This window comes from Kitasatospora sp. NPDC018058 (assembly GCF_044327205.1).
Taxonomy (GTDB): Bacteria; Actinomycetota; Actinomycetes; order Streptomycetales; family Streptomycetaceae; genus Kitasatospora.
Genome location: NZ_JBIRFA010000002.1, coordinates 364,319 through 391,156, shown reverse-complemented (window position 1 = coordinate 391,156; position 26,838 = coordinate 364,319). Strand labels below are relative to the sequence as shown.

Sequence of the window (26,838 nt, the reverse complement as noted above, 5' to 3'; positions counted from 1 at the left end):
GTACGCCACCCTGACGCACCCACAAGTGCCTGGTAGAGCGCCTGTCGGAACAGCTGGAACCCGTCATCACGATTGTGGATTTTTCGTGGATCCCGCTATTGACAAACCAACCATGCGGTTTGTTAGCGTGAGACCAACGACGCCCCAGGGGGGGCTCGCCGGGGTCTGTGCGGACCGCTCTCGCCGGAGGGCGTTGCCAGGGGGGAACGGCGGGTGCCGGGGTGTCGGGGGGAGCGGCAGCGCCGAAGCCGCGCAACGAGGCGGCGTGGAGCGGGTCCGGGGGGACTCGCTCCACGCCTCCCCCGGAAACCCCCGCCTCACATCGGCGCGCTCCAGTACGGGCAGTGCACATTCGGCAGCGACGCGACGCCGCCGGTCGCCCACCGCCGCGGGCGGGCCGCCCCGGGCGAACCCGCGGTCAGCGTGATCGCGCCGAACTCACCGACACCCAGCGCCAGTTGATAACCGTCCCACGTGACGGCGGCCACCCCCGGCCGATCCCGCCCGGCGGTCAGCGAGGTGATCGTCCACCCCCGTCGGCGCCAGTGGCGCTCCACCACTCCCACCAACTCCCCCTGGCGGCACGGCGATACGAGGGTGAGCAGGTCCCGCCTCCGGGTGACGTACCAGTGCGGCTCCGACTCCCGCCCCGGCGGCGGCAGCCGCACACCCGTCCCGGATACCGCCTCCCGCCAGGCCGGCGCGGGCCGGACGGCGTCCACGGTTTCCCGGAGCAGCGTCTCGCAGCGTTCCGCCGCATCCAGTTGATCGACCGTCACCTCCGGAGCCAGCGCCGGCCACCAGGCGGGCGCGACCGAGGAGCCGTCGCGACAACCGCCCGGGGATCCGAGGTTCAGTTCGGCACCACCTGACTGCACTGGGCCCTCCGCACTCCTCCCGGCGTTCAACCCGGGCAGGCATTCCGTCACTGCTTGGACGGCGGTCGGGCACGGACAGTTCCGCCCCGCGCCGTTTCTCCACCTCGAATTGCACTGCACGGTGCAGTTGAATCAGTAGTCTGCACCGTGTAGTTTACTTCTCATCGAGACGCCGGCCTCGCCGGATCTGACCAGGAGGAACCCCACCATGCCCACCATCACCGTCGGCACCGCCCGCATCCCCTACCGCGTCGTCGGCGACGGCCCCGACACCCTCGTCCTGGTCCACGGCACCGGCCCCGGCTCCGGCATGTGGGACGGTCTGCTGGACTCCTTCACCGACCGCTACACCGTGCTGCTGCCCGACCTCTCCGGCAGCGAGGCCGCCGAGGACGACGGCGCCCCGCTCACCCTGGAGGCCCTCGCCGAGCAGGTCAACGCCGTCATCGCGGACGCCGGCCGCGGCCCCGTCGACCTCCTCGGCTTCTCACTCGGCGCCGTCGTCGCCACCGCGGCCGCCGCCCTGCGCCCCGACCAGGTCCGCCGCCTGGTCGCCGCGGCCGGCTGGATCAGCGCCGAACAGGACGAGTACCTGCGGCTCTCCCTGGCCACCTGGCTCTCCCTCGCAGACCACCCCGAGGCCTTCGGCCGCTACGCCACCCTCACCGCCTTCAGCCGCGACTTCCTCAACCGCATCGGCCGCCCGGCCGTCGAGGCCAACGCCGCCTACATGCGGCCGACCCCCGGCACCCTGCGCCACATCGCCCTCGACCTCGACCTCGACCTCACCCCGCTCCTCCCCCGCGTCCAGGCCCCCACCCTGGTGATCGGCTGCACCCAGGACGCCACCGTCCCGGTCGAGAACCCCCGCCGCCTCCACGCCGCCCTCCCCACCAGCGGCTACGCCGAGTTCGACACCGGCCACATCGTCCTCGCCGAACAGCCCGAGGCCTTCACCAAGACTGTCCGCGACTTCTTCGACGCCGGCTGAACCGACCTCCCGGACCGGGGGCGCGCACAACAAAAAAGCCGCAGGTCCAAGACCTGCGGCTTTCGGTATGGAGCGGGCGACGAGAATCGAACTCGCGCTCTAAGCTTGGGAATCTTTAGGCTTCCCGGCCGGAAACAGCCTCTGACCTGCGGCGATGCCTGGTCAGATGGGTTCGGGCCGGGTCCGCTTCCGACCGCTGCTGACCGTCCTTCACCGCCCGTTCTGGCACGGATCTGGCACGGCCTGCTCAGCTCGCTTGGCCGGCGCCCGCCCAGGGGCTCACGGACGATGCACCGCCGCCCATCAGCCTCTCACGTCGAGCCCCTCGTTCACAGATCTGACGGCCAGTTCACCCTCGACGATCCTGAGCGATCGTAGTCAGCCTACAAATGCACCTGCCGGCTCGGCACAGCCGCGACCAGTGGAGCCGAGAGGGCGACTGTGACGCACAGCGGACGACCGACCATCGTCCGCCACGCGCACCCAGCGGCGATCCGGTAGCGGCCCCGCACTAATCGCCAATCACGCCATGGTCGGCAGGCTGTTCACCCTGAACGAGGTGAAGGACGGGAAGGTAGTCGGCGTAGGACATTTCCTCCTCGACCCACGAGCCTCCCCCGTTGCCGTCAGGCAGCCACATCCCGTCCAGCGGGTACTTGTCCTCGTCGGGCGCACCAATGAGGCCCCCAGCCACAGCCCATCCAAGGAGAGCCTGAACGGCCATGAGGAGCACGGTGGCCCCCTCAGCCGCAGCCTTTGTCTCGATCTCGCCTGTCGGGCGGAGGTCGTCGTAGTCGCTGAGAGGCTGGGGGATTCGCAGCAGTCCGCGTCCTGCTCGATCCTGCAGAGCAATGGCGGCCCGAAGTGCAGCAGAGAAGCCACCGGTCCCGACCTCCGGGACACCGACTCCTCCTCGGTACGTCGCTGGCGCTTCTGCGAGGTACGCAGTGAGGGATCCACCCACGGTCGCCGCCCCATAGGGCATGGAGGTATCGGCCTGCTTGAGAACTCCGAGGACCGCTTCAAGCACGGAATCGCCATCTGGCACATCAGGCAACAGCAGATGACCAGCTGCCTCGAAGGCAGCACGGGCGTAGGCGAGCTGGGCGAGCCGGAAGTGGAGCTTGTCCATCATCTCCGACCACATGTAGTCGAAGTCATCTCCTCCGCTGCACATACCGCCGTCGTCATACTCCATGTTGAACTTGATCGCGCGCACTCCACTTGTGAGGCGGAGCCAGTTGTACACGTTGCCGCTGGGCTCACCGCTGGCACCAGGGAAGGAGCCAGCGCGCTCGACCCAGTCGTAGAGCTCCCAAGCGTGCTCAGTGACGTCCAGGAACGTGACATCAGTGCGCTGTGCGGGGAGCTGGGTGGCGATCGCGTCTGCATTCTCCATGCCCACATTATGGTGGGCACCACCGACAATTCCGGTGCACGGCACGGGTAGTTCAGCACGCACGGCCTTCAGCTCGGCGGCATAGCCGCCGAGCTGAAGGCCGCTCGCTCGTGCGCTCAGGTCATGCACCAACCAGAGTCACAGGTCGCGTCGTTGTCCTCGTCGTTGGCAGCGGCAGGGATCGCCAGGGGAAGTGGCTGTCCGTAGCGCGTGAGGAAAGCAGGGTCGCGTCCAAGATCGCGTCGGCGCGCGTTGAGTGTCTCCTCCAGCTGCACTGCGCGGGCGAACACTTCGGGCTCTTCGATCCGCTGCCGCTTCCAGGCGTCGACAGTGCGAAGCGGGCAAAAGAAACAGGAGCTTTTGGGCGGCTCAGGGAGCCCAGCGCGCTCAATGATCTCCAGGCAGTCGACACGTCGCAGCCCGAGGTCGAGCAACGGATACTCGATCACCTCATGCGCCTCGCCCCTACGACGGTTGGCGCGGTGAATCTCGTCTACAGAGATGCCGATGCCGACTGTTGCCGGATCGCTCCTGGTGGCACCGGCGTCACGGATCCACCGTCCGACAACCTTGATCTTGAAGTCAGCCGTGCAGGATCTACGACCAGGCGCGCCGTTGGCCATGCGTACCGGAATCGGGATGGAACGGGTGGCGGGTCGGTTGAGACGCTGCCAGAGCGTCTCGGTGGATCCGTCGCGGCGCCGGCGGTCCAGGACGTGTAGGTCGATCCCGGCCTTGGCTGCGTACGGAGCTGCGACCTCGCGGAGGTACTCGAGGGTGCCGGGGTTCTCGCTGTCGTCCCCGACGTTGGCAAACAAGAACGTTCGGTAGTCGATCTTGCCATCGGCAGCCAGCACAAGGAGGGCCGTCGACTGCACTCCGCCGCCGTAAGAGATGACCTTCACGAGCCGGCCTCCCATGCACAGCCTGTGGATGATGCGCAGCTGGCGCGAGGTGATGTCGTTGCGCCACAGGTATCGCGTGACACGGGGCCCCCTGGTGAGAGTCTGAACTCGGCATGAGAGATTCTATGGATAGAATCTCTATCGTCAACTGTTTCTCTCTCTTGGGGGCGTCTAGGTGCAGATATGCGAGCCTGTGCCGTGTCTGCGGTCGCCGATGTGCCGCTACCGCTTGGGGCGGATCACCGTGCTGTGCCCCTCGGAAAGCACCTCGCTCAGGAAGGCGACAGCCTCGTCGTGCTCAGAGGATGTGAAACTCTGCGCCGCCGGCAGAGACTTCTTGCGCGGTTGGGGTTCAACCGCCGCCTTGCGGCCCCGCGGCTTTTGCGGTGCCCGCTCACCGGCTTCCAGCCGCTCGACCTCCTCCGCCAGAAGAGCCCACCCACGCTCGTGCGCGTCCGTCGCGACCGTATCGAGCAACCAGAGCGGAGACCGGGAGAGTACGAGATCGGCTTCAGCGATCTGCCTGCGGTGTCGCCGACGAGACACGGTCTGCTTATCAACACCAAGCACCTGCGCGACCTCCTGGGTCCCCAGGATGGTGGGAAGCAGCTCGCGGTGGGCAACGCGATAGCCACCCGGGATGCTCGCCAGATAGTGCTTGAGGCGTTGCTCGGTGACCTGTCGACCCGCATGGCCGTCGAGGCGGAGGACAGTGTTCAGCAACCAGTACGGGTTGCCGGATGCAACAAGATCGGGCTGACCGAGAGTTCCGTCGACGCGCCACTTCGCAGACGTCTGAGGCTTGACGCCGAAGAGCTCGGCGATCTCAGCGTGGCCTAGCAGGTAGGGGATCCGCGCTACTGCCATGTCCCAGTACCTTTTCCGCCTTGCGCGCCACGTTGGAGCCCTGGTTGAAGTGGGCGCCATCAAGATATCGCGCAGCTCAGGCTCGTGCTGGGCCACGGCAGCGGGCGCGAGATGCCGGGGGCTGGTAGCCCGCGGAGCATCAGAGCCCCTCAGGCCACCAGCCAGCCCCCAGCCGCGCTACGCGAGCTCCTTGCCCTGCCGAATCTCCCAAGGGCCGGTGGGCACGAAGTGGACGTCGTCGAAGTAGTGGAGCCAGGCCGCGATCGTCTCGACCGCGCGCTGGGCCTGCTCGGCCGAAAGGTCTCCTGCTAGCAGCAGCTCCGCCTGTGCGTCGGCGAGGTTCATCCGCCCCGCTGCCGTCAAGGCGTGCAGTTCGGGCATGACGTGGAGCCGGGCCAGGACTTCGGAGCCGAAGGCCTGCTCGTCGAGACCGGGGCCGATGTCGAGGTGCGCGAGGTCACGGAGCACACCGGCGAGCACGTCGCTCCCGATGTGGCGGTGTCGCCCGTTGTAGACACGGTAGAGCCGGTCCGGGTTACGCGTCTCCGGCAGCCACCGTGCCGGTTGCTCGTCCTGACCGGGAACGACGACGCGGGGGCTGTCTTCGTCATCCCGCATGAGGGATGCCTGCTCACGTATCTGCTCGGCCAGTTCCACCGTCCCGGGGACCGTGTTGGCCTGGAGAGCGGCCAGTACCCGCTGAACCTCCGGGTGGGCCGTGCCAGCTTCGATGAGGAGCTCGACGTTCGCCGCAGGTACGCGGCCGGTGGCCTTGCCTGTGAGGTTGGCGGACCCGACGAGGCAGCGGTCATCGACCACATACAGCTTCGCGTGCAAGTTGTGGCAGAGCCGGATGGTGGTCCGTCCGTCCCGCTGCGCCAGTTCGGCGATCTCAGGGTCGGAGACGCCTGCGGCCACCTCGGGCACGGACCAGCGGGTGACGCAGGTGATCTCCTCGACCTCCGCGGGCACAGCGTCGAGCGTGGCTTGGAAGACCTCCTTCTTGATGAAGGGGGCTACCAGGAGAACGCGGCTGGTCGCTGTGGAAAGAAGTCGTTCGATCTGACGCCAGACGTGATCGGCCGTCACGCGTCGTCCTCGTCGTCGGCGTCGCTCGCCCCGAGGAACTCACTGGCGATGCGGCCCCAGTCCTGGCGCATGCGCTTGGCGCGCTCCCGCGGCTTCTCCGGCTGCTCGTCCTCGAAACGTGCCCAGGAGATAAGGATGAGCTTGAAGGCGTTGGCGGCCAGGGTGAGCCGTTCGGCGAGTTCCTCGCGGCTCGCGCCGTCGATGTCTCCGTCGAGGACGGCGATCAGGTCGCTGTAGACCGGGTGGTCCATGTTGAGGGCGACCTGCAGCATGCCGGGGATGTACTCGACGTTGAAGAAGGCCGGGGAGTCGGGGTTGCGGCTGGTCAAGAGCCGGACGTGCTTGCCCTGCGACATCGTCTCTTCGATGATGCGCTGGGCGTCTGCCGGGCTGTAATGGTGCGTCTCGACGAGGCTCTCGTACTGGAGCTGCTTGCTCTCCTCTTCGGTCGTCTCCTCCGCGAGCTGGTCCGTCAGGCTCGGACGGGTCTCGGTACGCCGCCGCTGAACGGCGACCTCGGCCTGGATCTCAGCCACCTCATGCCGCTTGCGACTGGTTCCGGTTCCCTCGGTCTGGTGCTTGAGCTCGGTGCGCAGCCGGCCGAGGAGCTTCTCGCGGATGTGGTAGACGATCTCGATGAGCGGGAGGCGCGGGTCGCCCTCCTCGCGCAGCTCCTGCCGGTACTCATCCCAGGACAGTCCGGCGGCCTCCTCCCGCCAGTCGAAGTGGGCGAGGCTGGAGAAGATCGTGGCGGACTGCTTGTTGTTGGTGACACCGAAGACCTCGTCGAGGTCCGGGGGGAAGTCGATCTCTACGCCCCACCATCGCTCGACAGGGTCGTAGGAGTTTATCCATCCGGTATCGAGGTCGAGTTCTCGATCTGCGCGGATAAGCGAGATGCCCAGGTTCCTCGCAGCGTGCTTGCCCCAGGGGGTCTCGCCGGGCTTGAGGCTCGGCGACACGTTGGCGGGCCACGGTTCGCCCGCGATGTCTGTGCGGCGAGCAGCGTCCACCGCCAGGGAGCAGCGCACGAGGACTGGGTACTCCTTGCCGTTGGCTGCCTGGACCATGAACCTCTCGGCCCCGATCTCGCCGGTGTTGCCCGCGCCGAAAGGCCGGAACATCGGCTTCTTGTCGAACGGCTTCGGTGTCGAGCTCGGCGACATGAGATACAGCGGGTCGTTTGGGGGCGTGTCCCCGGCTCCGGGCAGCTGGGCCCAGCCGCGCACGGGGACGAGCTTGATCCGCCGGCCCTTGGTGATGAGGCGCCGGTAGATCCGTCCGATCAGGCTCCCGGTGTTGGCGACGGTGGTCTGGGCTCCACGCCACTGGACGCGCTCGAGCTCGGTCCACTGCACCAGGGTGCCAGTGCCGCCGAGTCCCTCGGACAGGGCCTGCCATTCCTCGGGCACGGGCTCGGGCTTGGGTTCCGGGACCTCCTCGAGGCCCTTGGCGATCTCGCTGAGGTCCAGGTATGTATGCAGGGCGTTCTCGGGTCCGTTGGTCCATGACCAGACGTCCACGCGGTTGCACTGCGAGATGCTCGAGTTCGGCAGGCCGACGCCGAAGCGGCCGATCCCCTTGCGCTGCTGCCGGGTGCCGGCGCCGAAGCGCAGAGACTGCCGGAGCGTCTCGGGGTCCATGCCGTGTCCGTTGTCGAGGACGGCGATCTTCTCGACGCGGTACCGGGAGCGGTGGCCGTTGTGCTCCGTGCCCTCCACGACGAAGAGTTCGACGAGGTCGGCCTCGGCTTCGAGGCCGTTGTCGATGAGTTCGGCGATGGCATGGGCGGTGGACTTGTAGCCGCTGTCCTGCAGCGCCTTGACCGTCAGGTCGGAGGTGACGATCGAGTACTTCGACGTCATCGGGCCTTCCACACGTCCTCCCAGTTGGTGAATGCTTCCGCTACATCTCCGAAGCCCGGGAGCGCGGGGTCGATCACGGTGACGATGTCGCAGGTAGGGGTGCCGCCAGCCTTCGGGCCGCGGATGACTCGTCCGACCATCTGGCTGTAGAGGACCAGGGACCGGGTCGGGCGGGCAATGACGGCCGCGCTGGCCGCCGGCGCGTCGAAGCCGGTGGTCAGAACGCCGTAGTTCGACAGGACCATCGGGCGGCTGCTGGGCCCCTTGAATCGGGCGATGGCCCGGTCGCGGTGGCGGGGGGAGGATTCGGCCGTCACCTGGTCGGCGTCGAGGCCGAGGACGGACAGGATCGCGACGAGCAGGCGACTGTGTTCGACGGAGGCCGCGAAGAGGAGGATGCGGCGGTGGCGCTGGCTGAGGTCGAGGACGGTCCGTACGACCTGCAGGTTCCACTGCACGCTGGTGGCGAGCCGGGCCACGAGGGCGCCAGGGATGTCGAAGGACGCGGCGAGGGCCTGCTTGTCCCGGCTGCTGAGGGTGGTGCCGGACTCGGCGGCCACGGTGCGAAAGCTCGGGCGGGCGAGGTAGCCCTGTTCGATGAGAGCGGTGACGGGGTTGTCGTAGCCGTCGATCTCGAGCATCACCTTCTGGCGTGCGAAGAAGTCCGACAGCCTCTCGTCCTCGGTGATGTCGGCCCAGGTGCGGCCGGGGGTTGCGGTCAGACCGAGCAGGCTGGAGTCGCTGCGCAGGGTGAGTGCATCGACGGTCCTGCGGTAGGTCGGGGCGATGGCCTGGTGGGCTTCGTCGAAGGTGGTGAGCGTAGCGCGCAGGCCGAGGCGGTCGAGGAAGGTGGGATCGGCGTTCGCGGCGGCGGTGGCCTTGTCGAGGCCGAGGATCACGATGCCGTCCTCGATACCGTCGAGGTCAATCGGGGCGTCTCCCCACATGCGCACCACGGAGACCTCGCGGTTGCCGAGCGATGCCCAGGCGTTCTCGAACTCCACGGCCGCCTGCTCGAGCAGTTCCCGCCCTCGGGCGAGCCAGACCGCGACGGTCGGCTCGTGCCGGCGCAGGTGGTCGCAGATGATGTTCATGCCGGTGCGGGTCTTGCCGACACCGGTGGGCAGGTGCAGCACGACCCGCCTTTCGCCGGAGTACAGCAGCCGTTGTACCCGGCCGGCCGCGAGTCGCTGGTGAGGGAAGAGTCCGTACCGCGGCGTGCTGGCGCCCCGGAATGTCGGGGGCGGCTCGGGGGCGCGGTCGACGACGAGTCCGAGGAAGCCGAGGAGCGTACGGCGCTGCTCCTGCGACCAGGGCAATGCCGCGAGGAAGTCGTCATCGGAGTGAGCGGGTGCACCGCCGAGGCGCTCGACGAGTTCGGTGCGCTTGTCCTGCGGGAGAAGCTGCAGGAACCCGGCGCGCTCGGCCGGGTCGCCGATGATCCGCTCCGGAGAGACGGCTGATGCCGCGACCTTCCGGAGCACCGCTTCGGTGTCCTCCCCTCGGTGCAGGAGGTCGAGGAGGTCGCAGGCATCCTCGCCGAGGAGGTTGCGTATGTAGGGCAGGGGTGCGCTACCGAGGACCGCCCCGAACGCGATGCCGGGCGATCCGGTCATACCGTAGCCCGGTTAGTCCGCGTCCCGCCGCCGATGTGCATGCTGCCGCTCCCCCTCCACATCGCTGCGCCCACGCCAGGCGCGCTGTGTCCTGCCACTCACATCGCGTGTCGTGATCAAACCCTAGCCCTACGCACTGCCATGCGGCGGCCGGTCACACAAATCCGGCCGCTCTGCAGCCCTGCGCGCATGGACGCGGACGAACTCCGCTGGTGAGAACGGGCTTTCACTCCCCTGTCGACTTGGGTAAACACATGGGAACATTTGTTCGTTTCGTGGTCTGCACCCGGTTTCGGCGGCGCGGAACTCGAAGCCTCCACCCCGCTTGTCCTTCGCTCCGGCTAGGATCGCGGGGTACTCCTGGTGGATGGTCTCGCATCGGACGAGAAACCTCACCAGCCGATCAGCCAGAGCAGAGCGAAATGGGGTGGAGCGTGACATTTCAGTCTCCTGATGGGGGTCTGGCCTACCTCGACTACAACGCGACCGCGCCCGCCCGTCCCGAGGCTCTGGAAGCCGCTCTCGCCGCGATGCGCACGGTAGGCAATGCCTCGAGCACTCACCGGTCCGGCCGCGACGCCGCCGATCGCGTTGACCTGGCACGCCGTCAGGTAGCAGCTCTCCTGAGCTGCTCCCCCGGGGAGATCATCTTCACTTCGGGTGCCACGGAGGCCAACAATCTCGCCCTGAGGGCGGCGTTCGCTGTCGGGGGGCGGCTGGTGACGAGCGCGGTGGAACATCCGGCCGTGCTGGAGACCGCGAAGGCGCTGACGTCCGATGCGCCCGGATCGCTCGTGGTCCTGCCTGTCGACACGGACGGCCTGGTGGACCTGGACGCCTTCCATAAGGCGCTGGCCACCGGCGAGGTCGCGGTCGTGTCGCTGATGGCGGCCAACAACGAAACGGGCGTGCTGACGGATCTCGCACCTGTTGTTGAAGCCGCTCACGAAGCCGGAGCACTGGTCCACACCGACGCCACGCAACTCGTTGGCCGGCTGCCGATCGATCTCTCCGAGACGGATGTCGACCTGCTGTCGCTGTCCGCGCACAAGTTCGGCGGCCCGCAGGGTGTCGGAGCGTTGTTCGTCCGGCGGGGCGTTCGTCTGCCGTACCGCCCGTTGCTCGTCGGCGGCGGGCAGGAGCGGGGCTGGCGCGCCGGCACTCTGAACGTCGCAGGCATCGCCGGCGCAGGAGCGGCGGCTGAGGGCGCCCGCATCGGCCTGCACGACGAGGTGCCCCGGATCGCACGATTGCGTGACACTCTTGAGGGGGCCCTCGTTGAACAGGTCGGCGACTGCCGGATCAACGGCGCGGTGAACCAGCGCCTGCCTGGTGTAACCAGCATCACGTTCCACGGTGCCCCGGCGGATGCCGTTCTCGCTGCAATGCCGGAGGTGGCGGCATCGGAGGGGAGCGCGTGCTCCTCTGGCGCGCCCAGTCCAAGCCACGTGCTCCTGGCCATGGGACGCAGTCGGGAAGAAGCAGACAGCACCATCCGGTTCTCCCTGGGGTACGCCACGACCACCCACGATGTCGACCGGGCCGTGTCCTCGACGGTCCGAGCTGTCCAGCACGTGCGTGCTGCCCTGGCAGCTGCGATATAGCACAGCCCGCCCAAAGATCACCCAATCCTGAACGGACACGGAGAACGCCTCGCATGTCAGACAGCCGGCTCGCGGAAGCCGCCCACTCCTCGTTTGCGCGTCACGAGACGTTCGCGCCGCGCTTCGGGTGGCTCCATAAGGCATACATGCAGGTGAAGGAGAATCCGGAGGTGTTCCTCGCCGAGGACGCCACGGTCCTGCTCGGTGTCGGTAAGAACATGGTCTATTCCATGCGGTACTGGTCTCGGGCGTTCAAGCTGACGCGTGAGCACTATGGCGACGACGCCAACTCCCGCGCGCTGCTGTCCTACCCCACGTGGGAGGCGCGCTGGCTTCTCGACGAGGACGGCGCCGACCCGTACCTCGAAGAACAGGGCAGCCTGTGGCTGCTGCACTGGTGGCTGCTGTCCTCTCGGCCGGGGGCCAAGAGCTGGGCTCCGTCCTGGTACGTCGCCTTCCAGCTTGCCCCGTTCGCCCGCTTCTCGGCGCCCGACCTGACTCAGCTGATCGTGCGCCACGTGAACCTCTCCTACGACGAGGCGCCCGTCGAGGCGTCGATCGCGAAGGACGTCGACTGCATCACCAAGATGTACGTCCCGGCAAAGCGGTCCAAGGGTGGTGCACCCGGCGCGCTCGAGGACTTGCTGGCTTGCCCCTTCCGCGAACTGGGCCTGATTGAGACCGTGGAGCAGCCTCTTTCGGGCCGCTCAGAGTGGGAGTTCACCACCGGGACGCGCGTCACTCTGCCGGACCGGATCGTCGCCTACGCCTGCCTGGACTACGCCGCCACCACGACGCGTCAGGGCGGATCCATCTCCCTGGCCCGACTCGCCAGCGAGCACGGCGCCCCCGGGCGGGCCTTCCGCATCCGTGAACCCGACATCGCCGCGGCGGTGGAACGGGTGGCGGCAACCACGCCCGGTCTGCAGCTCGTCGAAGCTGTCGGACAGCGCAGCCTCGTCTTCAACTCCGACCCCTTCGAGCTCGCCTGGGACGTCTTGGACGCCCAGTACGACCACGTCCGCAAGCGGCCGAAGTTCCCGACCCGGCAGGACTGGGCCCGCACATACCCCAAGCTCGCCGCCGCCGAGGCCCGGGAGCTCCGTAACACCGTTGAGCAGCAGCTCCCCCTGATCGAGGAGACCTCCGAGTGACCACCGAGACCCCCTCGCGGCCGAAGGCCGCCCGCAAGACCTCCGGTGGCACCGAGTTCCCTGCCGGCATCGAGCTCGTTGGCTCCCGTATGCGCTCCACCAATGTGGAGCGGGACGTGCTGGACGAGCTCCACTCGCCCTACGTAGGCGCGCGGGCTCTCGACGTGCTCGACCGTCTGGCCAATGCCCTCGGCGACCCGCGCCGCCCTCGCTCGTGGTCGCTCACCGGCGCCTACGGCTCGGGCAAGTCCACGCTCGTCAACCTCATCGACGCGCTCCTCGGGCACGACGAGGGACGTCGGGCCGAAGCGCAGGAGGTCCTGGCCGGTACGAGCGCCGGGCTGGCCCAGCGGATTGACGCAGCCCGCGAGGAGCTGGCACCGGCCGGCTTCCTCGGGGCCGTCGCGACCGCCCGCCGCGAGCCAGTCATCGTCACCCTGTCCCGTGCCCTGCGCACCGCGGCCGAGCGCCGCTGGCCGACCCGCATGCCGAAGGCGATCTCCGCGGCACTGGCACGGTGCGAAGACCCCTCGGCGGCCGAGCCTGGGGACGTCATCGCCGCGGTCACCGCACTGTGTGCACAGCAACCCCTGCTGCTGGTCATCGACGAGTTCGGTAAGACCCTCGAACACCTCGCAGGGCACAGCCAGTTCGCCACCGCCAAGGCGGACCTGTTCCTGTTGCAGGAGCTGGCCGAGAAGAGCGCCGGGTCCAACGGGCTGCCGCTGTTCATGATGACGCTTCAGCACATGTCCTTCATGGACTACGCGGGGCAGTCCAGCGAGCTACAGACCCGCGAATGGGCGAAGATCCAGGGCCGGTTCGAGGACATCACCTTCGCTCCCCACCTCGGCGACGCCGTGCAGCTGATGCGCCGCCGCCTCGACCAGTCCGGGGTGTCTACATCAGGGCGGAAGCTGATCACTGCCTATGCCGAGGCAGCTCAGCAGACGTGGCGCGACCATGGGCTGAACGATGTCGTCGTCCTCAAGGCGGAGGACTTCGCGGACCTGTATCCGCTCCACCCGCTGACCGCTGCCGCGGCTCCATTCCTCGCCGCACAGATCGGCCAGCACGACCGTAGCCTGACCGGGTTCCTCAACAACGACGAGCCCAACACCGTTCGCCGCTCGCTCGAGCGGTTCTCCAGCGACAAGCCTCGCCGGGCGAGCACGGTCAAGCTTCCGCAGCTGTACGACTTCTTCCTCGACTCCGGGCGGACTTCGCTGCTTGCCTCCAGCAACGCGAGCAAGTGGATCGAGATCGAGTCACGGATCACCCAGGCCAACGGCCTGTCCACCGCCGACCAGAACCTGCTGCGCACGGTCGGCATGCTCAACCTGATCGACGAGGACGGCGCCCTACGGGCGACCGCCGCGATGGTCTACTACGCGCTGCACGAGCCCGGTGACACTGCCGATCCGAAGGCCTTCGCCGCACTCGAAGAGCAGCTCAACAGCCTCGTGGCCCGCGGTTTCCTGGTGTACCGCAGCTTCAACGGCGAGTACCGGGCCTGGCGCGGAAGCGACGTGGACATCGACGGTCGCCTGAAGGAAACCCTCAGCCACCTCGACGACACCGCCGTCGCCCAGCGCCTCGGGGACTACCTCCCCCTGGCCGTAGCCGCCGGCCGGCACAGCCAGGTCACAGGCATGCTCCGCGCCCTCTTCGTCCAGATCACCACGGCACAGACGAAGCTCGTCAAGGGGCCTGACGAACTCACCGACCACGCTGATGGGCTCCTGGTCTTCCATCTCGGGACCATTGAGGATCGGCCCGCCATCGAGTCCTCCCTGCCAGTAGTCCTCGGCGTCACCGAGGAGCCCGACCTCGTCGTTCGAGCCGCCTTCAACCTCGTTGCGCTGGAGGAACTGCAGCGCGACAAGACCCTCGACTTCGTCGCCAAGCGCGAGATCAGCGAACGCACATCCGGCGCGAAGCGCGAGCTGCTGGAACTTCTCAGCGCCGCGTTCTTCCCCCCCACCCAGCGAGCGACGTGGCGGCTGTGGCGCTCCGGCATCGCTGCCGACGCCGAAGACGGGGAAGTGATCGAGGGTCGCAGCCTCAGCGGCCTTGCATCCATCGCATGCGACCGGGTGTTCCCCCATACGCCGCACATCCGCAACGAGATCATCGGCCGGCACGAACTGAGCAGCCAGGGCGCCAAGGCCCGCCGCGAGCTGCTGACCGCGATGCTGCTGAAGTCCGGCGAGCCGTACCTCGGCATCGTCAAGTACCCGGCCGAGCGCTCCATGTACAGCGGCGCACTGGCCTACATGGGTCTGCACCGCGAGAACGCTGCAGCTGCCAACCAGTCCTCGTCCTCGCTTCTGCCCTACGGGTTCTCCCGACCCGGCCCCGCGCACTCCCACACCCGGGAGGTGTGGGCCGCGCTCGAGGCGGCACTCACCGAGGCACACGAGCGCACCAGCCTTGAGCAGATCTTCCGGGTCATCATGGTGCCGCCGTACGGCGTGAAGGCTGGCGTCGTTCCGCTGCTGGTGGTGACCGCCCTCATCCTGCGCAGCCACGACGTGGCCCTGTTCGAGGACGGGTCTTACCTGCCACGGCTGACACCCGACGTCGTCGAGCGCATGCTGAAGTCTCCCGGCCGCTTCTCCGTCAAGGCCACGCCTGTCGGCGACGGCCTGCGACACAGCGTCGTCAAGAACCTGTCCGTAGCCCTCAAGGTGGAGCCGCCCCGCTCCCAAGCTCTGCGCAACCCCGCACTGCTCGCGGTGACCCGCGCCCTGCTGGAGCGGGTCATGGCGCTCACTCCCTATGCCCGCCGCACACAACGGATCAGCAAGGACGCCATCGCCGTCCGCTCTGCCCTGTTCACGGCGCAGGACCCGGACGAGCTGCTCTTCCACGTGCTCCCCAAGGCCCTCGGCCTGGAGCCGATCACTCCCGAGCTGCACAAGAGCACGGCCGGCAACAAGGGCTACGTCGACCGCCTCGCCGCCGCGGCCAGTGAGATCGCCGGGGCCGACCAGGCCCTACGCACCGAAGCGATTGAGACGATCGGCCGCGAATTCCGCCTGCCGTCCTCACTGCCCAAACTTCGCCGGGCCCTGGCCGCCCGACTGAAGGGCTTTACCGGCGTCTCGCTCAGTCTGGAGCTGCGCGGTTTCGTCGCCATAGCGCTCAACGAGTACCTGCCGGACGAGGACTGGCTGGACCCGATGATCGTCCGCCTGTCCCATGCCGCACTCGGCGACTGGTCCGACAGCGACGTCGCTGTCTTTGCCCGCCGGGTGCGCGAGATGGCCAGCGCCCTCGACCGCGTCAGCCACCTCTACAGGAACGACACCCCCGCGGGCGGCGCCGAGGAAGAACTCGATGCCCGCCTGCTCACCCTGACCGACAAGGACGGGGCCGAACAGCGCACGCTGATCTACCTGCCCAAGCAGGCCCAGCGAGAGGCCGAACACCTGGCTGTCAGTGTCCTGGAGCAGGCTGAAAAGGCGCTCGGCCCCGACGGCGCCCGGATCCTGCTCGCTGCCCTGGCCCAGCGCGTTACCGAGCCTGCCACCACCGCACTCGAGAGGACGGAGTGATCATGACCAACACCGCTTCCGGGAAGAAGGTCCGGCACGTCCTGGGCCTGTCCGGCGGAAAGGACTCCTCCGCCCTCGCGATCTACATGCGCGACCGCGTGCCGGAGATGGAGTACTTCTTCTGCGACACCGGTGCCGAACTGCCGGAGACGTACGAGTACCTCAACAAGCTCGAGGCGGCCGTCGGCAAGCCGATCGTGCGCCTGAACACCGACCGGGACTTCGACCACTGGCTCGAGGTCTACCAGGGCACCCTGCCCAGCCCCCAGATGCGCTGGTGCACGAAGAACCTGAAGATCAAGCCACTGGAGGAGTGGGTCGGCGACGACGAGGTGATCTCCTACGTCGCCATCCGAGCCGACGAGAACCGCCTCGGCTACGTCAGCACCAAGCCCAACATCACCGCTGTCTTCCCCTTCCGCGAGGACGGCATCGACCGCGACGGCGTCAATCGCATCCTCGAAGAGGCCGGCACCGGCCTGCCCGCCTACTACGAGTGGCGCACCCGGTCCGGCTGCTACTTCTGCTTCTTCCAGCGCAAGCACGAGTGGCTCGGCCTCAAGGACCGCCACCCCGAGCTCTTCGACAAGGCCGTCGCCTACGAGGAGAAGGTCCGCCACCAGGACACCGCCATGCAGGGCCGCGACTACACCTGGTCCCAGGGCGAGTCCCTACACGAGCTCATAGAGCGCCGCGAGGAGATCCAGGCCAAGCACGAGGCCAACCTCGCTCGGGCCGCAAAGCGGATCAAGCCCAACCGGCCGCTGCTTGAGGTCCTCTCGGACGCCCTCGACGCGGACGACGACGAGGCTGGCTGCTCCGTCTGCCACCTCTGACCAAGCAAAGACCCCAAGGGGCCCGGTAGATGACAAATCGTTATCTACCGGGCCCTTTTTCGTCTCGGCGCTCCCTCTGTCGGTGCCGCGTGTAAGGATGTGTGCGCTCATCACACACCGTCATCCAGTCGGAGCACATGAGGAATGGCAACACCAGATACCATCGCGCGAGCGGTCAACCGCCACCGCCTGGATGCCAGTCCCGCTCTCGAGATCCAGCTCGGCATCGCGCCGATGCTGGACGTGCCAGCCCATCAAGTCCTCCAGGACGACCTGAAGCGACTCGCCTCAGCGTGGGAGCGGCTCAAGGCGGCCGAAGGGATCGTCGACGCGATACCTGACGAGCCGGGCCTCTACATGTTCGTCTGGTCCCCATCGATCAAGCTGGCCATGGCGGACCGGACTGCGGGCAGCTTCCACCAAGTCCTCTACATCGGGCACGCAGGCGGCGCCGGTCAAATGGGCAACACGCTCCGGAACAGGTACCGGGACTACCGGAAGCACCTGCGAGGAAACCCTGAGAACCTCTGGACCCGGGAGCCCCCGACCAACCGAGACGACCGCTTGACCCACTACCTCGCGCTGCGCCCCCTGGAGTACTGGTTCGCGACCGTCGACGACCGATCGATGATCAAGAATCTGGAGGAGCGCCTGCTTCACCTGTACAACCCGCCCATCAACATCCAGGGCGGCCCCACCCTGCGCGGCCGGATCAGCTCGGTAGCCAAGCCAGCACTCCGCTCCTAGCTCGAACTCGCTTCCTGATACAGAGGTACCTCATGCCGTCCAAGACGTTCGTCCCCGCCTTCGAGGCCAAGGTAGGCAACTGGACCTACTACTCCTGCCTGATGAGCTACGCCCAGGTAGCGCGCGAGATTAACTTCGCACACGAGCTCGGCGGCAACCGGGATCTCGGCACCATGATCCAGCGTGGCGTCGGCGACCGGACAGAGAAGATCACCGAGTACCTGCTCACCAACGAGAACCGCTTCCTCGGCGCGCTCATCATCGCGGTGTGGGGTGGAGATCCCAAGTACCACTCCGTCTCGATGGATGCGGACGACCAGGCCGTCCTCCAAGGGCTGGACCGCAACTTCGGCGTCCTCACCTTCGACGGCACTCAGCAGTTCTTCGCTCTCGACGGCCAGCACCGACTCAAGGCGATCAAAGAAGCGATCAAGCAGAATCCCGAGCTCGGCCGCGAAGACATCAACGTCATCGTGGTACCGCACTTCGACACCGAAGAGGGACGGCAGCGCACCCGGCGGCTCTTCACCAACATCAACCGGAACGCCAAGAGCACCAATCTCCAGGAGAACATCGCTCTCGACGAGGACGACAGCTTCGCCATCCTCACCAGGCGTCTGCTCGACGAAGACGACTTCCTGAAGCGGGAGAAGGTCGTCCTGGTGTTCAGCAAGGTCGGCCAGGACGGGGAACTCGTGCTGGCCCAGCGCTCGATCAACGCATCAAGTCCTGCATGGAGCACGATCGGTGTGCTCTACGACGTCGCCAAGGAGATCGGCTACGACCTCCCCTGCGCCAGTGACCAGTCCAACCAGCGAGCAACCGACGACCTTCTCGACCAGAGCTTCGAACTCCTCACCGTTCGCCTTCGAGAGCTCCTCGACGCGTGTGGGAGCCTGCGTCAGCGATACCTCGCGTCTGTATCGCCGAAGGACCTGCGGGCGCCCAAGGGCCGAGACGGTGCTGGCCACCCGTTCATGCGGCCGGCGATCCAGGTTCAGGTGGCGAGGGTCGTGCGACACATCCTGGAACAGGGCGCGCTGGAGTGGCCGGAGGTGATGAAGCGTCTGTCGGCGCTCGACTGGAAGATGACCTCGGCGCCGTTCTCCTCCATGTGGATCGAGACGCCCGAAGGCACGAAGACCAAGGGCAAGATGGCGAGCGGCAACAGCCAGCTGCTGTACGACCTCCTGCAGGTTCACCTTGCCCCGCGCTCCAAGGCCCAGATCAGTAGGGCACTGCGCGCCTACTCCGACGTGATGAAGACCAAGTACCCCCTGCCGGCCGAGGAGCTGTTCACGCTCCTACCGGTCGACGCCGACTGAAGTCGGGCGGGCGCTTGGCTAACCGAGATGCGCCCTGCTGGCCCCTGAGCCCCCACGCCCGGCTGATGACGAACAGTCAGCCGGGCTTCTTCGAAGGTGCCACATGCCGTTGCTCCTCGTGACACCATGGGCACGCGATCACTGCCTGCAGTGCCGGAGGGCGATACAACTGTGTCAGCAGGCCACCTGCCATGTAAGTACCGCGAAAGTTCTTCAGGATCCTAGTAGGCGGAGTGTATACCGCTCGCTAATTGCATAGAACTCAAGAACTCCCACTAGATGAATTGTCATATCGAATTCACTCCAGGAGCCTAAGCATGACCACTCCGGCTGATGCCGCGCCAGGCGGAAGCAATTTCGTGTCGGCCCCGATCAACCCCGGCAGGGTACTGCGCGCTATCGCGCGAATCGGATACACGCCCGAAAGCGCCATTTGCGACATTGTGGATAACTCTGTGGCTGCTGGCGCAAGCCGCATCGCTATCGAGCTCGAGCGTGAGCCTGCGGTTGCAGAAAACCGCCGAAACAGTGCAGCCGGGTACATCATCGCCGACAACGGCGCTGGCATGAGCAAGGAGCAACTACTTAGCGCGCTTGGCCTTGGCGTTGATCGCGAATACGCCGAAGGAAGCCTCGGCAAGTACGGTCTCGGCCTCAAGAGTGCAGGACTGTCTCAGGGCGATCGCATTGAAGTGATCAGTGCGCGCGAAGGATGCGAGTGGAACAAGATTGTTCTCGACCTCCCACATGTTGAAAAAGTGGGAGAATTTGTTTGCGAGACGCCCGAGCTAAACGAAGCCGACCGAGACAGAATCGACCGGATGCTGCCCGGGGTTTCGCATGGCACACTGGTCAGTATCGAGAAAGTACACAAGCGCAACCATCCAAGTATCCGGAAAACAAGGGAAGCGCTCACTCAGAAGCTTGGCCTCACATATTTTTACTTTCTCCAGGGCGGACAGGACAGCCTGGATATTCTGCTTGACGGCGAGGCAATCGCACCCTTCGATCCGCTGTTCACCAGTGCGGCCGAAGCGAACGGCAACATTGTCGAAGGATCCTGGGATGGCCAGAGTGTGCGCTGGCTAGAGCGGCCACGCCTCATAACCCTAGACGCAGAAAACGGAGTACAAGCCACTCTCGAGGCGACCCAGCTCGTACATCCTCCCGCATTCGAGAACTCCGCAGAAATTCGCAAGAGGTACATGATTGGAGCAAAGCACTACGGATTCTATGTCTATCGCAACAAGCGACTCATTCGACATGGCGAACGCTTCGGCCTTATTCCAACAGAGCAGGACTTTTTTGCCTTCCGGGGAAGAATCCTGATCGACGATTCAGCCGATGATGCATTCAATATCGATGTCAAGAAGTCTGAAATACTGCTCAGCGAGGAAGCCGAAGGCGCTCTCGACGAGGCGACATACGAAGCCCGACGCGCCAGCAGGGCGGCTTGGCGGAACGCCACCAAGCTACTCAAGAAGAAGGCCGACGAGGACCCGATCAGCAAGGCCACCGAGGCGCTGAGCGAGGTGGAGTTCCCAGACCTTCTGCCAAACGATCAAGATGACATCTTCACCGAGTCGAAGCGCAAGGAACGCGAACAGAAAGAAGCTGTACGCCATCCGTTGCGTGAGCCCGAACGCGAGCTAGCAATCAAGGAGGGCTCCCGCGTCGCGATCGTCGAGCAGCTCGACGATAACGCCCTCTGGGAGCGGGCCTACGACGCCACGCTTGGAACGATCGTGCGAATCAACCGAAACCATCGCTTCATGCGAATGTTTGACGAGCGATTCGGCAGCGATGCAGACGTAGTACTGCTGCTGCATGCCCTATTTTTGAGCCTAGCCGTAAGCGAGAGCAATTCCGTAAGGAACCTGCAGAACATCGAAGACGAAGTAATTGAGGAAGTATTTCAGAGGTATCGCAACCAGGCATCGTCGGCCGTATATCAGGCAACTGCCACCGCACTCGAAAAGCGCTTCGCCTGATTCTTTACTCCGATGATTAATATCAACGAGACTGATACTTGGGGGTCGGCCGCAATCGGCAACCCGAGCCTTTGTCGAGCACGCGCCTACATCTACTGCGGATACTCACGCCGCATTAGAGTTGCCTATATAGGTATGACGGTTGGCCGGAACGGTGTGCTGGGCCGATGGGCCGATCACCTTGGGCGAGCCCTCGAACGATCATCATTCCGACGACGCGTCCACGAATTCGACGAGTCAGCGTGGGAGCAGATCGACGATCTGGTCATCGTTTGGTCGGAGATCGGAGAAGAGAGCGTGTTTCTCGCGGCCGAAACGAGCCATCGCGAATCGGTCGAGTATCTCGTCCAACGAGAAATGAGAAATATTCTCGCCGCCGAGAATGCGCCAATTACGGTCGTCAGTAAGGTACGGTCGAATCCGACTGCGCAATTAGCTCTGGTTCAGAATGCGGCTGATCGAGTACTCAACGCCTTCCGGAAGCACTTCAGCGCCGACGCGTAGGTACGTTTACGCGGGAGAGATCTCGAAAAGCCGCACAGGATGGACCCGCGGCCGTGCGGTCGCGGTAACACAGGCCACCGAACATCGACGACCGAGACGTGGCGTGGTGGTGGGTCAAGCCAACACCTCACCACCACGCGACGTTTCGTCACTTATCAATGCGGGCGATCTTTTAGCCTGCCGTGAGGTAGAAGGTCGCTTCCCAGGCGATGTCGGCCTCGCTGACGAGGGCGGATAGCAACGCCCTCGTCAAGCTGGGTGGTGTGCTGTTCGCCGTCTGCCGCTTCGGCAATGAGGCGGAGGCCGTTCTGGGCGGCGACGCGGCGGGCAGCGGAGTTGCTGGGGGCGAAGCCCAGGATCTGAGTCAGCACGTTGGCCAGAGGGGTCTCGGCGTGTTCCTTGAAGGAGATGGCCGGGAGGTTCTGCGCTTCGCCGAAGGTCCGCTTGGAGAACCGGGCGGTGAACTCGGCGCGGGCGGCCTCGGCGGCCTTCAGGCTGTCGAGGGCCGCAGGGACCTCGCCGGCCAGGACGCGCTTGACGACCACGAGAAGCGAGGAACCGCTCCCAGCGCCGGGGGTGCACTCGAGTTCGGCCGGGACTGCAGGGTTTACGAGGCTCGCCTGGTTGCTCGTCCAGCCGGCCTGGACCTCATACGCGCTCAGGGTCACGGAGCTACGAGATGACGGAGCATGGCATCGCTGACGGCGACGAGGTGGTCGTGGTGACGGACCGGGTGAGTTGGAAGGTGGCGGCGTGCCAGGGCTGCCTACGGGAGCGGCGCCCCATTCTCCAGGAACACGGTCTCGGATTGGGCTCGAGCGGCGCAAGCTGCGTGGACGCGGCGGCCGAGGCGCGGGATAAGGAGTGCGTCGAACTGCTCGCTGGGGTGGAAGGCGTACTCAGCGATCTCGACCTGGTCGACGGCGATGCGGTTGAGCTCGTCGGCCGGGAGGACGCCGCCGTCGAAGACGAAGAGGAGCTTGTCGCCTTCGGCTGGGTGAGGTGCCCAGTCGGCGACGAGCAGGCGGCCGATCGGCGGGGTGATGCCGAGCTCCTCCTTGACCTCGCGGGCGGCGCCCTCGCTCGGAGTCTCACCCGCGTGGAGGTAGCCGCCGGGGATCTCCCAGCCGGGCTTGTAGGTCGGCTTCACGAGGAGGACACGGTTGTCCGCGTCGAAGAAGAGCACGCCGGCGGCGGTACGGGGTTGGGCCACGACCTCTTGGGACTGGGAGTCGCTCATGGCGGTGACTGTAACGCCAGCTGACACCATCGGGCCGCTGGCAAGGTTCAGCCAGGCCAATGGCCGAGGCGGGCGACCCGCCTCCACACGAACCATCAGTGCGAGGCGACGGACCCTCAGCTGGCCACCTGGCGGACGGACTCGGAGATCACATGCGTTTCAAGCCTGCACCAGACGGTCTTGAGGCCGTCGTTGGAGTACGCCACGCCCCAGGCCGTTGACAGCGCACGGACGATCAGCAGACCGCGGCCGTGCTCGTCGCCGTCCTCTGGGATACGGAGGTGGGGGATGGCGGAGCCGTCGGCGTCGCTGACTGCGACGAGCAGGTGGTCCCCGTGGCGGACCAGGTCCAGCTGGAATGTGGCGTCGGGGTGCCGGGGGGCGTGCGTGATCGCGTTCGTGACCAGCTCGGACACGCACAGTTCAGCCGCGTCGGCGATTTCGGCGAGGTCCCAGGCCGAGAGCGTCGAACGGGTCTCGCGTCGGGCGGCGCCGGCGCTGATGTCGATGGCTGGATGTCGCCAACTGGCGTGCCTGGATGTCGACCGACACGCGGCCGGAGCGGGCTCGATGGTGCGATTGGGGATCGATGTGGGCACCTGCACTTGCTTCCTCCTCTGCGAGAGCGTTCGCAGGCTTCGGTAGTGTCAGCCGCGCCAACCACATTGGGCGTGCTGGCCGGATTCCCCCATGCGTGTTTATGCGTAGGCGAGTTGGACGACTGCCCGGTGCGGGAAGTGCCAGGATGGCTGCCGTGATCGACGCGAACGCGACCGTACCGGCGCAGGGGCCGTGGACTCCCCTCTCACCCCAGGAGGCGGCCGAGCTGCTGGCCGGGGCGGACTTCCCCTGGTGGATCGCGGGCGGCTTCGCGATCGAATGGGCCGTCGGTGAGCCGTACCGCGAGCACAGCGACCTCGACGTGCTGGTCCTTCACCGCGACCAGGCCCTGGTCCGCCAGCACTTCGAGGGGTGGGACCTCTTCCTGGCCGATCCGCCTGGTGCCGGAAGGCTGCGTGCCTGGTCGACGGGCGAGGACCTGCCGAGCTGGGTGCACGACGTGTGGTGCCGTCGTTCACCGGACGAGCCGTGGTCGGTTCAGCTCATGCTGGACGAGGCCGATGGTGAGGACTGGGTCTCGCGTCGGGACTCCCGTGTCCGGCGCCCGCTGGCGCAGCTCGGCCAGGTGACCTGCACGGGCATCCCGTATCTGAGCCCCGAGGTGCAGCTGTTCTACAAGGCGAAGAACGTACGTGAGAAGGACCAGCTCGACTTCGAGCGGGTGCTGCCCCACCTCGACGACGCCCAGCAGGCGTGGCTCGCAGGTGTGCTGGAGCTGGTCCTGCCGGGCCACGCCTGGCTGGAGCGGCTCAGGAGGTCGGGCCGAAGGTGAGGAGCGGGACGTCGTAGAGGTCGGGGTTGCGTGGCCGGGTCATCGTCGGACCGGCAACCTCCACGACCACGAGCTCGCTGAGGAACTGCACCCGGGCGCTGAGCAGATGGCTGGTGCGTCCATCGGCGTTGTCGCCCTTGAGACCGGCAGCGAGGTGGATGTGCGGGAGGACCAGTCCGGTGGCAGGGTCGTGGGCGAGGGTGCCGCCGCCGAGGGCCTCGACGAATTCGACGCGAGTACGGTCCCAGAGCGGCTGTTCGGGGTGGGTCAGGCCGTCGCAGGTGCCAACGATCTCGGCCTCGGAGAACGCGCCGATGAACATGGGGATGTAGCCCTGGCGGACGTCGTGGTCCTTGCAGAACGCGGCGAGGGCCTCGAAGAAGTCCTCGCCGTGCTCGAACGTGACGCCGAAGGTCCGGCCGAGGGTCAGTTCGCTGGCACGCATGGGGGTGGTCCTCGCGGTTGAAGGGCTGGGGGGTTTCGGCGTCAGTCAGCCATGGCGCGGAAACCGGCGGCGATCTCGTCGGTCTTCCGGTCCTGGGCGAGCAGGAGGTGCAGGAGGAGCCGGGCCTTGTAGGGGTCGAGGTGGCCGCCCCGGATCAGTCCGCGGGCGATCAGGTCCTTCTCCGAACCGGGGAAGCTGTAAGTCGCTTCCAGGACCGGTCCGTTGCCGATTCGGCTGGTGAGGACGACCGGGATCCGGGCGGCGGTCTGCTCCAAGGTGGCAACGAAACTCTGAGGGACGTGGCCCACGCCGAACGCGGCCACGACGAGGCCGTCGCATGCCTCGGCCATCGTGGCGAGGAGGATGCCGTCGTCGCCGAGCGTCGCGGTGTACAGCCCGACGCGGGGCGCGGAGCTGGTAAGCGGTCCGGGGAAAGCGGTGCGGGCGGCGAGCGGGCCGCGGAGGTGGACGCGGCCCTCGTAGAGGCGTCCGAGGGGCCCAGTGGCCGGGGAGGTGAACGCGGCCGGGCTGGTGCTGTGGGACTTGCGGACGCTGCGGGCCGCGTGGATCTCGTCGCCAAGGACGACCACGGTGCCGGCGCCGCGCAGTTCTGCAGCCGCAGCGGCGATGACGGCCGCGTGGATGTTCGCCGGTCCGTCCGCTCCGGGCTGGGTGGGGTTGCGCATGGCCCCGGTGACGACGATCGGCTGCTCGCCAGCGTGCAGGAGGTCAAGGAGGTAGGCGGTCTCCTCGATGGTGTCCGTGCCCTGGGTGACCACCGCGCCGTCGCAGCCGGCCCGGAAGGCATCGGCGATGGCGTCCGAGAGGGCGCTCAGGTCGTCGAAGCTGAGGGAGGCGCCAGGGAGGCGCCGGAAGTCGTGGACGCGCAGCTCGACGTCCAGGTCCTGCAGAGCGGGGACGGCGGCGAGGAGTTCGTGGGCGGAGAGGGCCGGTACGACTCCACCCGTGGCCGGGTCGGTGGTCATGGCGATGGTTCCGCCCAGGGAGAAGATCGCGACTGTCCTGCTCAACGCCCTTGTCTCCTTGTCCGGGTGTTGTCCCATCAGCGGTGGGGCCGGGTGACCTCCGGGCAATCTATCGGTTCAGGGCACGTGGTGGGCGGCGATGAACTGACAAGCGGCATCCAGGCCTTCCAGGCCGAGCAGTCGGCTTCGAGGTCTGGCGAGGGCGCGGGTGCCGACGGAGGCGAGCTGGCGGCAGCGCCGGGTGAGCCAGGCCCAGTCGAGTCCGAGGTAGTCGGCGGTGGCGATGAGGCGGTCGCGGGTGGCATCGGCTGTGGTGACGGAGTGCGCGGCTGCGTGGCCGACGGCGTCGGCGAAGGCGTGCAGGTCGGCCCGTCGTGTGGTGCGTCCGAGCTTGGAGACGGCCTCGGCTCGCACCCAGCTGGCGATGACGGCGCGTTGCTGAGCGAGCAGGGCGAAGCCCTCGGTCTCCATGAGGTCGGAGTTGTCGGTGATCCAGGTGGTGATGCCGAGGGATTCCATCAGGGCGATCGCCAGGAACAGCAGGACCCGCTCGTGACCTGGGGAGCGGGTGACCGCTGCCGGCGGGACGCAGAAGGCGCGGCCGGTCCCGCCCCTCGCCTCGGGTGTCGCCGGGGCGGTTCGTCGGAGGTAGTCGAGCTTGTGGATGAAGAAGAGCCAGGTGGCGGCCTCCTCTCCGCTCTGCTCGCGGGTCCAGAAGACCGGGTCTTCGCCGAGGGCGCTGCGGCTGTCGAGGATGTAGTGGGCGCTGGCCTGAGAGCCGATGAACATGAGGGAGCCGGGCGTCAGGTCCTCGTCCTGCGCGGCGGCGGCCAGCGGGTCGAGGTCGGTGCCGGTGGTGAGCGGCAGGACGGCGTGCAGACCGGCGTCGTCGCCCAGCAGCGCGGCGTCGAAGCCGGTGACTGCCCACAGGATTCCGTATGTGAGGTCATCGAGCTCGTACGCGGACGGGATGCGGAGCGTTGCCTTGCCCTTGGCGCGGGCACCGAAGCGGGCGTCGACGGCGAACTGGCGACTCGTACCGTCGATGGTCCGCTTGGCGATCACGAGGGAGCGAATGGGCGCCTTCATCCAGGCGTCCAACTCGACGCTGCCGCTGAGGTGAAGCTCGTTGCCGCGAAAGGTATCGGCGTCGATCACCAGTGCGGGCAGGGCGCCACCGGAGAGGCTCTGGCCGGCGGGGAAGTACAGGTGCCGCGACCCGGCCGCCGCAGTGGCACTCGGCAGGCGCGTCGCGATCTGCGTGGTCGACACCGGGTGCTCGGACTCACTCGGGAGCGGACCGGCCAACTCTTCGGGGAAGTTGAGGACTTGGGCCCACTGGATCATCTTGCGCCGGTCCTTGACGGCCCGCTGACCGCGCTCCAATCGGCTGATCTCGGACTGGTCGCTGTTGACGATCCGAGCGAAGGCCGCCTGTGGCAT

General features: G+C 66.8%; 23 protein-coding genes. 10 read left to right on the top strand and 13 right to left on the bottom strand.

All coding sequences use genetic code 11. The features are described from left to right. Positions 1 to 317: 317 nt before the first annotated feature. Positions 318 to 779 (bottom strand): hypothetical protein, encoded by a 462-nt coding sequence (locus ACH4E7_RS04365; protein ID WP_396247471.1) that lies wholly within the window; start codon positions 777 to 779, stop codon positions 318 to 320. 307 nt (positions 780 to 1,086) lie between these two features. Here ACH4E7_RS04365 and ACH4E7_RS04360 point away from each other — a divergent pair, with 307 nt between their 5' ends. Next, a complete protein-coding gene (locus ACH4E7_RS04360) occupies positions 1,087 to 1,869 on the top strand; it encodes an alpha/beta fold hydrolase (RefSeq protein WP_396247470.1) in 783 nt (260 codons plus the stop codon). Positions 1,870 to 2,380: 511 nt separating this feature from the next. Here ACH4E7_RS04360 and ACH4E7_RS04355 read toward each other — a convergent pair. The 6 genes from ACH4E7_RS04355 to ACH4E7_RS04330 form a co-directional block, all read right to left on the bottom strand. After that, positions 2,381 to 3,268 (bottom strand): hypothetical protein, encoded by an 888-nt coding sequence (locus tag ACH4E7_RS04355; protein ID WP_396247469.1) that lies wholly within the window; start codon positions 3,266 to 3,268, stop codon positions 2,381 to 2,383. Between the two features lie 116 nt (positions 3,269 to 3,384). Then, the gene (locus tag ACH4E7_RS04350) at positions 3,385 to 4,173 is read right to left on the bottom strand and encodes a phosphoadenosine phosphosulfate reductase (protein ID WP_396247468.1); all 789 of its coding nucleotides are present in this window, start codon (positions 4,171 to 4,173) and stop codon (positions 3,385 to 3,387) included. Positions 4,174 to 4,395: 222 nt separating this feature from the next. Next, positions 4,396 to 5,040: a hypothetical protein gene (locus ACH4E7_RS04345; RefSeq protein ID WP_396247467.1), complete on the bottom strand. Its 645-nt coding sequence runs from the start codon at positions 5,038 to 5,040 to the stop codon at positions 4,396 to 4,398. A gap of 177 nt (positions 5,041 to 5,217) precedes the next feature. After that, positions 5,218 to 6,129 (bottom strand): phospholipase D family protein, encoded by a 912-nt coding sequence (locus ACH4E7_RS04340; protein ID WP_396247466.1) that lies wholly within the window; start codon positions 6,127 to 6,129, stop codon positions 5,218 to 5,220. Next, positions 6,126 to 7,994, bottom strand: coding sequence for an ATP-binding protein (locus tag ACH4E7_RS04335; RefSeq protein ID WP_396247465.1), 1,869 nt, complete (start codon positions 7,992 to 7,994; stop codon positions 6,126 to 6,128). Before ACH4E7_RS04335 ends, ACH4E7_RS04340 begins: the two co-directional genes overlap by 4 nt. Further along, positions 7,991 to 9,610 (bottom strand): DEAD/DEAH box helicase, encoded by a 1,620-nt coding sequence (locus ACH4E7_RS04330; protein WP_396247464.1) that lies wholly within the window; start codon positions 9,608 to 9,610, stop codon positions 7,991 to 7,993. The genes ACH4E7_RS04335 and ACH4E7_RS04330 overlap by 4 nt, the downstream gene beginning before the upstream one ends. 434 nt (positions 9,611 to 10,044) lie before the next feature. Here ACH4E7_RS04330 and ACH4E7_RS04325 point away from each other — a divergent pair, with 434 nt between their 5' ends. The 8 genes from ACH4E7_RS04325 to ACH4E7_RS04290 all read left to right on the top strand — a co-directional run bounded on the left by ACH4E7_RS04325 (position 10,045) and on the right by ACH4E7_RS04290 (position 21,331). Next, entirely contained in the window at positions 10,045 to 11,214 is a 1,170-nt protein-coding gene (locus tag ACH4E7_RS04325) for a cysteine desulfurase family protein (protein ID WP_396247463.1), read from the top strand. Positions 11,215 to 11,267: 53 nt separating this feature from the next. Continuing rightward, positions 11,268 to 12,368: a DUF4007 family protein gene (locus ACH4E7_RS04320; RefSeq protein WP_396247462.1), complete on the top strand. Its 1,101-nt coding sequence runs from the start codon at positions 11,268 to 11,270 to the stop codon at positions 12,366 to 12,368. Continuing rightward, positions 12,365 to 15,928: an ATP-binding protein gene (locus ACH4E7_RS04315; protein WP_396247461.1), complete on the top strand. Its 3,564-nt coding sequence runs from the start codon at positions 12,365 to 12,367 to the stop codon at positions 15,926 to 15,928. Before ACH4E7_RS04320 ends, ACH4E7_RS04315 begins: the two co-directional genes overlap by 4 nt. Before the next feature lie 2 nt (positions 15,929 to 15,930). Continuing rightward, positions 15,931 to 16,764: a phosphoadenosine phosphosulfate reductase family protein gene (locus ACH4E7_RS04310; RefSeq protein WP_359792283.1), complete on the top strand. Its 834-nt coding sequence runs from the start codon at positions 15,931 to 15,933 to the stop codon at positions 16,762 to 16,764. Between the two features lie 144 nt (positions 16,765 to 16,908). After that, complete coding sequence (locus ACH4E7_RS04305; protein ID WP_359792280.1) at positions 16,909 to 17,511, top strand: hypothetical protein; 603 nt, start codon at positions 16,909 to 16,911, stop codon at positions 17,509 to 17,511. 32 nt (positions 17,512 to 17,543) lie between these two features. Continuing rightward, positions 17,544 to 18,836 (top strand): DNA sulfur modification protein DndB, encoded by a 1,293-nt coding sequence (locus tag ACH4E7_RS04300; protein ID WP_359792278.1) that lies wholly within the window; start codon positions 17,544 to 17,546, stop codon positions 18,834 to 18,836. A 317-nt stretch (positions 18,837 to 19,153) separates the two neighbouring features. Next, on the top strand, positions 19,154 to 20,827 hold the full coding sequence (locus tag ACH4E7_RS04295; protein ID WP_396247460.1) for an ATP-binding protein: 1,674 nt from the start codon (positions 19,154 to 19,156) through the stop codon (positions 20,825 to 20,827). Between the two features lie 135 nt (positions 20,828 to 20,962). Further along, complete coding sequence (locus ACH4E7_RS04290; protein ID WP_396247459.1) at positions 20,963 to 21,331, top strand: hypothetical protein; 369 nt, start codon at positions 20,963 to 20,965, stop codon at positions 21,329 to 21,331. Positions 21,332 to 21,486: 155 nt separating this feature from the next. Here ACH4E7_RS04290 and ACH4E7_RS04285 read toward each other — a convergent pair whose 3' ends face one another. From ACH4E7_RS04285 to ACH4E7_RS04275, 3 genes are all read right to left on the bottom strand, one after another. Beyond that, entirely contained in the window at positions 21,487 to 21,999 is a 513-nt protein-coding gene (locus tag ACH4E7_RS04285) for a hypothetical protein (protein WP_396247458.1), read from the bottom strand. 98 nt (positions 22,000 to 22,097) lie between these two features. Beyond that, positions 22,098 to 22,571 (bottom strand): NUDIX domain-containing protein, encoded by a 474-nt coding sequence (locus ACH4E7_RS04280; RefSeq protein ID WP_396247457.1) that lies wholly within the window; start codon positions 22,569 to 22,571, stop codon positions 22,098 to 22,100. A gap of 116 nt (positions 22,572 to 22,687) precedes the next feature. Further along, entirely contained in the window at positions 22,688 to 23,176 is a 489-nt protein-coding gene (locus tag ACH4E7_RS04275; RefSeq protein ID WP_396247456.1) for an ATP-binding protein, read from the bottom strand. A 149-nt stretch (positions 23,177 to 23,325) separates the two neighbouring features. Here ACH4E7_RS04275 and ACH4E7_RS04270 point away from each other — a divergent pair, with 149 nt between their 5' ends. Beyond that, positions 23,326 to 23,964 carry a nucleotidyltransferase domain-containing protein gene (locus ACH4E7_RS04270; RefSeq protein WP_396247455.1) on the top strand — a complete coding sequence of 213 codons (639 nt, stop codon included), beginning with the start codon at positions 23,326 to 23,328 and terminating at the stop codon, positions 23,962 to 23,964. On the opposite strand, the gene ACH4E7_RS04265 is transcribed toward ACH4E7_RS04270, so the two are convergent. The 3 genes from ACH4E7_RS04265 to ACH4E7_RS04255 all read right to left on the bottom strand — a co-directional run bounded on the left by ACH4E7_RS04265 (position 23,942) and on the right by ACH4E7_RS04255 (position 26,838). Next, positions 23,942 to 24,409 (bottom strand): PPC domain-containing DNA-binding protein, encoded by a 468-nt coding sequence (locus ACH4E7_RS04265; RefSeq protein WP_396247454.1) that lies wholly within the window; start codon positions 24,407 to 24,409, stop codon positions 23,942 to 23,944. The genes ACH4E7_RS04270 and ACH4E7_RS04265 overlap by 23 nt on opposite strands. Before the next feature lie 41 nt (positions 24,410 to 24,450). Beyond that, a complete protein-coding gene (locus ACH4E7_RS04260; protein WP_396247453.1) occupies positions 24,451 to 25,440 on the bottom strand; it encodes an asparaginase in 990 nt (329 codons plus the stop codon). Between the two features lie 72 nt (positions 25,441 to 25,512). After that, positions 25,513 to 26,838 (bottom strand): hypothetical protein, encoded by a 1,326-nt coding sequence (locus ACH4E7_RS04255; protein ID WP_396247452.1) that lies wholly within the window; start codon positions 26,836 to 26,838, stop codon positions 25,513 to 25,515.

Excerpts from the sequence above, each read along its gene's own strand:
- ACH4E7_RS04290 (WP_396247459.1), top strand. The coding sequence starts at position 20,963 with ATGACGGTTGGCCGGAACGGTGTGCTGGGCCGATGGGCCGATCACCTT.
- ACH4E7_RS04295 (WP_396247460.1), top strand. The coding sequence starts at position 19,154 with ATGACCACTCCGGCTGATGCCGCGCCAGGCGGAAGCAATTTCGTGTCG.
- ACH4E7_RS04265 (WP_396247454.1), bottom strand. The coding sequence starts at position 24,409 with ATGCGTGCCAGCGAACTGACCCTCGGCCGGACCTTCGGCGTCACGTTC.
- ACH4E7_RS04320 (WP_396247462.1), top strand. The coding sequence starts at position 11,268 with ATGTCAGACAGCCGGCTCGCGGAAGCCGCCCACTCCTCGTTTGCGCGT.
- ACH4E7_RS04355 (WP_396247469.1), bottom strand. The coding sequence starts at position 3,268 with ATGGAGAATGCAGACGCGATCGCCACCCAGCTCCCCGCACAGCGCACT.
- ACH4E7_RS04305 (WP_359792280.1), top strand. The coding sequence starts at position 16,909 with ATGGCAACACCAGATACCATCGCGCGAGCGGTCAACCGCCACCGCCTG.
- ACH4E7_RS04335 (WP_396247465.1), bottom strand. The coding sequence starts at position 7,994 with ATGACGTCGAAGTACTCGATCGTCACCTCCGACCTGACGGTCAAGGCG.
- ACH4E7_RS04280 (WP_396247457.1), bottom strand. The coding sequence starts at position 22,571 with ATGAGCGACTCCCAGTCCCAAGAGGTCGTGGCCCAACCCCGTACCGCC.
- ACH4E7_RS04345 (WP_396247467.1), bottom strand. The coding sequence starts at position 5,040 with ATGGCAGTAGCGCGGATCCCCTACCTGCTAGGCCACGCTGAGATCGCC.
- ACH4E7_RS04300 (WP_359792278.1), top strand. The coding sequence starts at position 17,544 with ATGCCGTCCAAGACGTTCGTCCCCGCCTTCGAGGCCAAGGTAGGCAAC.
- ACH4E7_RS04310 (WP_359792283.1), top strand. The coding sequence starts at position 15,931 with ATGACCAACACCGCTTCCGGGAAGAAGGTCCGGCACGTCCTGGGCCTG.
- ACH4E7_RS04330 (WP_396247464.1), bottom strand. The coding sequence starts at position 9,610 with ATGACCGGATCGCCCGGCATCGCGTTCGGGGCGGTCCTCGGTAGCGCA.
- ACH4E7_RS04360 (WP_396247470.1), top strand. The coding sequence starts at position 1,087 with ATGCCCACCATCACCGTCGGCACCGCCCGCATCCCCTACCGCGTCGTC.
- ACH4E7_RS04255 (WP_396247452.1), bottom strand. The coding sequence starts at position 26,838 with ATGCCACAGGCGGCCTTCGCTCGGATCGTCAACAGCGACCAGTCCGAG.